The following is a 2,458-nucleotide window of genomic DNA, read 5'->3' on the forward strand; positions in this document are numbered from 1 at the left end:
CGCAGGTAGCTGTCCTTGGGGGCGCTGCCGCCCAGATGGATGGCCTCGTCGCAGGCGCGCACGTGGTTGGCATGCGCATCGGCGTCGGAATAGACGGCCACGGTCTGGATGGCCATGCGGCTCGCCGTGGCTGCGACCCGGCAGGCGATCTCTCCACGATTGGCAATCAGGATCTTCTTGAACATCTTGGATTCACTCGCCCTGCGGCGAGTCCTTCTTCTTCAATTGAAATGCCGGCGTCACGCCGGGGTCGGGCTTGCCGCTGAAGATGCGCGCAAGGCGCCCGAACAGCATCTTGAGAAAGCGCCAGCTCTTGCGGATGAGCCACACGCTGAGCACCAGCACCAGGACCAGCACCACGCCGAACGCCAGGGGATGCGCCACCGCCAGCCACAGGCTGGCCGGCACCGCGCTGTCTTCCACCAGCGAGGCGCCCACGTTGGTGAAAGGCTCAGGAGAGGTGTTGATCGCCGCGCGCGTCGTCGCCTTGGCAGTGTGCGCGGTGGCGGCGAGGCCGCCGCCGACGAGCGCCGCCACGAGGGCCATCGCGCCATGGTCCGCGCCGAACACGGCCGCCGCGAGGGCGGCGCCGGCCGGCACCCGGATCACCGTGTGCACGATGTCCCACAGCGAATCCAGCCCCGGGATCTTGTCGGCGAAGAACTCGACGAAGACCATGAAGCCGCTGGCGATCAGCACCGCCGGATGCGCCAGCAGCTGCAGGCCGGCGGGCAGCGGAATCCAGCCCAGGTAGCCGGCCAGCCCGGTGAGGAACACCACCAGGTACAGTCGCACGCCGCTGGCCCAGCCGAGGGCACCGGCCAGGGCGATCAGTTCGGGTGTGGTCAGGGATTCCATGGCGCGTGGCTCTTGTCGATCAGACCAGCCAGTTCGGCTTGCGCTTCTGGAGGAAGGACTGCACGCCCTCGCGTCCTTCGTCGCTCGCGCGGATGTCCGCGATGCCCTGCACCGTCTGCGCCACTAGCGCGTCGTCGATCTCGCGGCCGGCCACGTCGGCGATCAGCTTCTTGCAGGCGCGCACGGCCGCCGGGCTGGCGTTGCACAGGGCCTTGGCCAGGACATCCACCCTGGCATCCAGCTCCTCGGCCGTGGCCACTTCATGCACGAAGCCGATGCGATGCGCCTCGGCGGCGGAGAAGCGCTCGGCCGTCAGGAAGTAGCGCTGCGCTGCGCGCACGCCCATGGCTTGCAGCACGTAGGGGCTGATGGTCGCGGGGATCAGGCCGATCTTCACTTCGCTCAAGCAGAAGTTGGCCGTGTCCGCCGCCACCGCCATGTCGCAGGCGGCCACCAGGCCCATGCCGCCGGCATAGGCATCGCCCTGCACGCGGGCGATCACCGGCTTGGGGCTTTCGTGGATGGTGCGCAGCATGGCGGCCAGGCCGGCGGCGTCCTGCGTGTTCTGCTCGCGCGTGAAGTCGGCGGCGCGGCGCATCCAGTTGAGGTTGGCGCCGGCGCAGAAGGCCGGGCCCCGTGCGCCCAGCACGATCACCCGCACCTCGGCCTTGCCGCTCACGTGGGCGAAGGCGTGGCTCAGCTCGCCGATGACCTCGTCGTCGAAGGCGTTGCGCAGCTCCGGACGGTTGAGCCAGATGCGGGCCACCGGGCCCTCGGCTTCCAGTTCCAGCGTGCTGAAGTTCGGGGTGGTGTCGGTGCTCATTGGCTGCGCGCCTCCTTTTGAAGCAGGTAGACCCAGTCCAGCTCGGGCGCGGGCCGGTCCATGCCGGTAAGCGCCGCCGAGATCTGGCCGCGGTGGTGGGTGGGGTGGTTGAAGGCATGGCCCAGCGCGAGCGCGAAGGGCACGCAGACGCTCTCGCCGTTGTTGCGCGTGTAGACCAGTTCGCCGTCGAAGCGCGAAGCGTCCAGCTCCGCCAGCCACGGCGACCAGCGGCGCACCGCCGTGCCCAGCGCAGCCGCCAGCGGATCACGCTCGTGGTAGAGCTCGGTGTCCAGCGGCATGCGCGGCGAGATGCCCTCGGCCAGCCGCGCGAACCAGATGTTGTCGGTGACCAGCAGGTGGTTCACCGTGCGATGCACCGAGCCGAAGTAGAGCTTGCAATCCTGATGCCACTGGGCATTGCTCAGGTGCGCCAGGTGCTCGTCCAGCAGCAGGGCCGTGGCCCAGGCGTGGTAGCGGGCCAGGCGGCTGAAATACGCACCGATCTGCATTGCAGGCTCCTTGTCTCGCCCAGGCTCACATGCGGAAGATGCCGAACCTCGGCTCGGGCACCGGCGCATTGCGCGTGGCCGCCAGGCCCAGCGCCAGCACGCGGCGCGTGTCGGCCGGGTCGATGATGCCGTCGTCCCACAGCCGCGCTGTGGCGTAGTAGGGATGGCCCTGCCGCTCGTACTGCTCGCGGATGGGCGACTTGAAGCCCTCTTCCTCTTGCGCGCTCCACTGCCCGCCCTTGGCCTCGATGCCGTCGCGCTTGACCGT

The 2,458-nt window shown here is 69.1% G+C and carries 5 protein-coding genes; all 5 read right to left on the reverse strand.

The features are described 5' to 3' along the window. On the reverse strand, positions 1-185 hold a 185-nt coding region (locus tag BM345_RS29460), incomplete at its 3' end, for a biotin carboxylase N-terminal domain-containing protein (protein WP_139237682.1). Positions 186-192: 7 nt separating this feature from the next. Continuing rightward, entirely contained in the window at positions 193-858 is a 666-nt protein-coding gene (locus tag BM345_RS29465) for a DUF4126 domain-containing protein (RefSeq protein WP_093387386.1), read from the reverse strand. Between the two features lie 19 nt (positions 859-877). Beyond that, positions 878-1,681, reverse strand: coding sequence for an enoyl-CoA hydratase/isomerase family protein (locus tag BM345_RS29470; RefSeq protein ID WP_093387388.1), 804 nt, complete (start codon positions 1,679-1,681; stop codon positions 878-880). Beyond that, on the reverse strand, positions 1,678-2,190 hold the full coding sequence (locus BM345_RS29475) for a DinB family protein (protein WP_093387391.1): 513 nt from the start codon (positions 2,188-2,190) through the stop codon (positions 1,678-1,680). The genes BM345_RS29470 and BM345_RS29475 overlap by 4 nt, the downstream gene beginning before the upstream one ends. A 25-nt stretch (positions 2,191-2,215) precedes the next feature. Beyond that, positions 2,216-2,458: carboxyl transferase domain-containing protein (locus tag BM345_RS29480; RefSeq protein ID WP_302847600.1), on the reverse strand; the 243-nt coding region annotated here is incomplete at its 5' end.

It is taken from the genome of Variovorax sp. OV329 (assembly GCF_900114785.1).
In the GTDB taxonomy this organism is placed as follows: Bacteria; Pseudomonadota; Gammaproteobacteria; order Burkholderiales; family Burkholderiaceae_C; genus Variovorax.